Consider the following 4,210-nt stretch of genomic DNA (forward strand, 5'->3'; position numbering starts at 1 on the left):
CCCTACAGGTGCTGCCTTAGTCGGCCTCGATCTCGACATAAAGACTTGGCCCGAGTTTCTGCTGCGGCGACTGGCAGAATACCAGGACATCTCCGGCGCTCTGCGGAGCGTGTTTCCCGCCTTGGGTGCCGCAACCTATGTGCAGCGGCCGTCAGTGTCGGCAGGCATCTGCAACAGGAAGACCGGCCACAAAACAGGGCCCAACTCGGGCCAACATCGCTTCTACTTCGCAAAGTCCGGTTCGGACGTGGAAGGCGATGAAGGTTTCGCGGCGCGGCTGCACGATCACCTCGTTCTGGCGGGTTTCGGGTTCGGTGTCGTCAACGCGGCCGGCAGGGTCATAACCAAGACGCTGATCGATCGATCGGCGAGCCAAGACTACAGTCGCTACTGGTATGAGGCCAACGCCCATCTCGAGGCGGTCGACCTGCAGCACGATCCCAATGTGCGGGTGCCGAAAATTGTAAATCCCAATGGCGGACTTCTCGACACCAGCCTACTGCCAAAACTCACGGACGAGCAGCGCGCTCAGCTGGGGGCTATCGAAGCAACGATCGTGGCCGAACTGGAGCCGCAGGCGGCGCCCGTTCGCGCGCGCTGGCGCGCCGACCGCCAAGCGGCCCTCGTGGCCAAAGGCGTTCCGGCCGATCGTGCAGCGAAGGCCGTCGGCCTTGCCGTTGAGCAGCACGTGTTGACCGAAGACTTTACCCTGGATTTCGATAACGGAAGTTCCGCCACTGTCGCCGAAATTATGGACAACCCAGCCCGCTACCATGGCCTGACCGGGCCGGATCCGTTCGAGCCTAATTATGGCAACGGGCGAAACTTGGCGATTCTGTATGCGGAGAGCAGCAGCGAAGCTCGGATATATTCGCATGCTCATGGCGGCATCCATTATCGGCTAGTGCGGAACCCCGCCCACTGGTTTGTTGACCCCGCCACTATCGATCTGCCCGCCGAAACCGTGTCGCCCACCGACCCAGCTACGGTTGCTGTTCAACGGCTTAACGACCGCCATGCTGTTGTCAGGCAAGGCGGAAAAGCTCTCATCATCACGGAAGCCGCTGACGGCGAAGTATCTTTCGGGACGGTCGCGAATATCCGCGACTGGTACGCCAACGACACCATTATCCAAAACAAGAAACCGGCGACCGTGTTTGAGGTTTGGCTTCAAAGCCCGCTTCGCCGACAGTACGAACAAGTCGTGTTCGCACCGGAGGGCGGCCCGGCGCGCAGCTTCAATCTTTGGCGTGGCTTCGCCGTCAAACCGGATATAGCGGCCTCTTGCCGGCTCTTCCTCGAACACGTGCGTGCCAACGTCTGCGGCGGCGATTCCCAGCTATATGCTTGGGTTATTTCGTTCTTCGCTCAGATGGTGCAGCGGCCGGGCGAGAAGCCTGGCGTGGCACTGGTGCTCCGCGGCGGCCAGGGCACGGGCAAATCCATTGTCGGCAAATACGTCGGCGCCCTGTTTCCTGCGCACCACGTAATCGTGTCTCAGCCCGATCACCTGACCGGCCGTTTCAACTCTCATCTGGAAAGAGCCATTCTTGTCCAGGCCGAGGAAGCCTTCTGGGCGGGCGACAGGGTGGCCGCCGGTGGTGCGTTGAAGGATCTCATTACCAGCGATCACATGAGGATCGAGCGCAAAGGCATCGACACGATCCAGGTTCGAAACAATGTCCGGGTGCTCATCACAACGAATTCGAAATGGGCTGTTCCGGCTGGTGTCGACGAAAGGCGCTTCGCCGTGCTCGACGTTGCCGACCACCGGAAGCAGGATACAAATTACTTCGGCGCCATCGCGGCGGAAATGGCCAGTGGCGGCTTGGGTGGGCTTCTGCATTTCCTTCAGGCCTACGATTTGGGCTCTGTTAATCTCCGCCACATACCAGCGACCGAGGCGCTGCTCGACCAGAAGCTGGCAAGCCTCGAGCCGTTGGAGCGCTGGTGGCTGAGCAGACTTCAAAGCGGAACCTTCCAGTATTCGGAGGGCTGGCCGGAAGAGATTAGTAAGGCAGAGTTCTACGCAGACTATGAAAGGCCTACGGCCAAGATTGCACGACCAATGCACGAAGCCGAGTTCGGGCGTTCAATCCGTCGCATTTGTCCAGGGATCGGCGAAAGGCGCCCGCGCAAGGGAGAGGCGCGCCCCCGTGTTTTCAATCTTCCCGAGCTGACCGTCTGCCGTGATGCTTTCAGTGAAATGCTCGGAACGCGCCTCGATTGGGAGTCGAACTGATGGAAAACGGCGTTTTACCCGGACCACTTGGACCGAATGTGGACCACGAAACCCTTGCGCTACAAGGCTTGGTCCAGGTGGTCCAAGTGGTCCAAGTAAAAAATGAAATTGATATAGGACGGAAATATTCTCATATCGACATACACGAGACACATGCACGCATGTCGCGTGTGAAACGAATTTACCGTTTTGACCCGGACCACCTGGACCACTTGGACCAGCCCTTATATTTCAATGGGTTAAGCGGTCCAGGCGGCGAAAGGCGGTTGGACCAGCTTGGACCGGACAGAAGGTCCGGAGGTGGCGGGGTGCGCCGTCAAAACCCGATAACTCATGTGCGCATAACCGGGGGGCGGCTTTGAGACGCGCCGGCACCCACAAGCATGCGGGCGGTTGGCGCGGCTCGGCGCAGCAGATCGCGGTGGGGCGTGCATCGTTGCGCGTCTGGAACGCAAGGCGCCATCTCCAGCCGAAATGCGGCGCCAAAGCGAAGAGCCACGGGGGGCCATGCGCTCAAATCGCCATGGCAAACGGACGCTGTTTTTACCACGGGGGAGCGGTTCCTTCCGGCGATGGCTACCACATGCCCGTTTGGCCGCACCGCGACGCCCCGAACGCGAGCGCCAAACTGAACAAGAAATTGGCCCGTCTCGATCGCGCAGCGAAGAAGCGGGCACAGCGGCTCAAGCGCATGACGCCTGGCGAGCTGGCGGCATACAGGGCATGGCAAAAGGCCCATCAGCCTGGCAGCGCGGCCGCGCGCGAACGTCAACGCGAATATCGACGCCAGGCGAAGGAAACTCGCATTCTGCTGTCTACGGAGCCGCCGGCGCCCTCGCCAGAGGTCCAGGCTCTTCAGACAGAGATCGACGAACTGAAAGCCGAACTGCTCGAGATGGAATTTAGGAAAGGGGTTTTCGGATGAGCTCCAAAGACAAAGAGCGTGAGGCCTTCGCCCGCGTCAGCCACAAGCTAAAGACGATCGGCATCGAGGTCGCAGTCGATTCATTGATCGCTGTGGCGGGTGATGCGAAGGCGCCGCCTCCCGCCAGGGCGACGGCGGGGACGTCATTGCTACGCGCCGCTGGCATGATCTCGACGAGCAGCAAGGATGCCGCTCGACCCGAGAAGTCGCAGGCAGAGATGAGCCCGGAGGAGCTAGTCGACGCACTCGATACGTTGAAGCGGGATCTTGCCGGCCGTCGTGCCGCTGACGACGGCGTTTTCGACTGATCGTCAAGCCGAGCTTGGCACGCGAACACGATCGTCGGTTAGACAGGCAGGTTGTTGCACGGTCCGCTCCGCTGAGTACCTATTATTTTCCAATTATCAGCGGTCGGTTCTTGCCCGATCGGCACTGTCCGCACCAGCAACTGACACGCGGAAGATTGCGTTATCGCAGGGGTCCATTGCGTAGCTGGAGTGGTGAGAAATACAGGCGGCCCCACGATTACGAAAACACGCCCACCTTCGACCGGATACATGTTGGAGGGTAACAGTCCCGTCCGAGCGGTGAATTCGGCCATAGTGGCGCCCTGGTAAGCGGAAAGTCGACTATCGAGGGCCGCTTGTATTTGCGCATCGTACTCAGCGCCAGTTTGACAACCGGACAGCAGCGCTAACACGATCAGAACTTGCGCCGATTTCATTTTGCCTACCCCTCGCAGATTGGACTAGCAAGTTTAAGCGGGCATGTCGAATTTCGCCGAAGCGGCTACGCCGCCTCGTCTCCGCGTTGTTTGCGCCGGAGATCCCAGTAGTGCAGCGTTTTCGAATATCACTTCGCCTTTTTGGGATCGTTTGATATCAAATTCACCACTTCCCGCAGGTCTTCGGGCTGGTGCTTTGCGTACACGCGCTCAATCATCCGCGGCGAGTTGCCGAGTATTTTTGCGATCTTGAAAATAGGTGCGCCGTGGCGTGCCATGATGGTCGCCGCCGTGTGTCGGAAAACATTGGCTGATACCC

General features: G+C 59.6%; 3 protein-coding genes and 1 pseudogene. 3 read left to right on the top strand and 1 reads right to left on the bottom strand.

Features of this window, described 5'->3' with window-relative positions; all coding sequences use genetic code 11:
• The 3 genes from AC1DX0_RS31890 to AC1DX0_RS31900 form a co-directional block, all read left to right on the top strand.
• The coding region (locus tag AC1DX0_RS31890; protein WP_477358394.1) for a DUF5906 domain-containing protein at positions 1-2,242 on the top strand (2,242 nt) is incomplete at its 5' end.
• Positions 2,243-2,600: 358 nt separating this feature from the next.
• Complete coding sequence (locus AC1DX0_RS31895; RefSeq protein WP_477218731.1) at positions 2,601-3,167, top strand: hypothetical protein; 567 nt, start codon at positions 2,601-2,603, stop codon at positions 3,165-3,167.
• On the top strand, positions 3,164-3,475 hold the full coding sequence (locus AC1DX0_RS31900; RefSeq protein WP_477218732.1) for a hypothetical protein: 312 nt from the start codon (positions 3,164-3,166) through the stop codon (positions 3,473-3,475). The genes AC1DX0_RS31895 and AC1DX0_RS31900 overlap by 4 nt, the downstream gene beginning before the upstream one ends.
• Before the next feature lie 544 nt (positions 3,476-4,019).
• On the opposite strand, the pseudogene AC1DX0_RS31905 reads toward AC1DX0_RS31900, so the two are convergent.
• Positions 4,020-4,210, bottom strand: a pseudogene (locus AC1DX0_RS31905) (hypothetical protein); the annotation flags it as partial.

The sequence above is a fragment of the Mesorhizobium sp. P3_A9 genome (assembly GCF_056402975.1).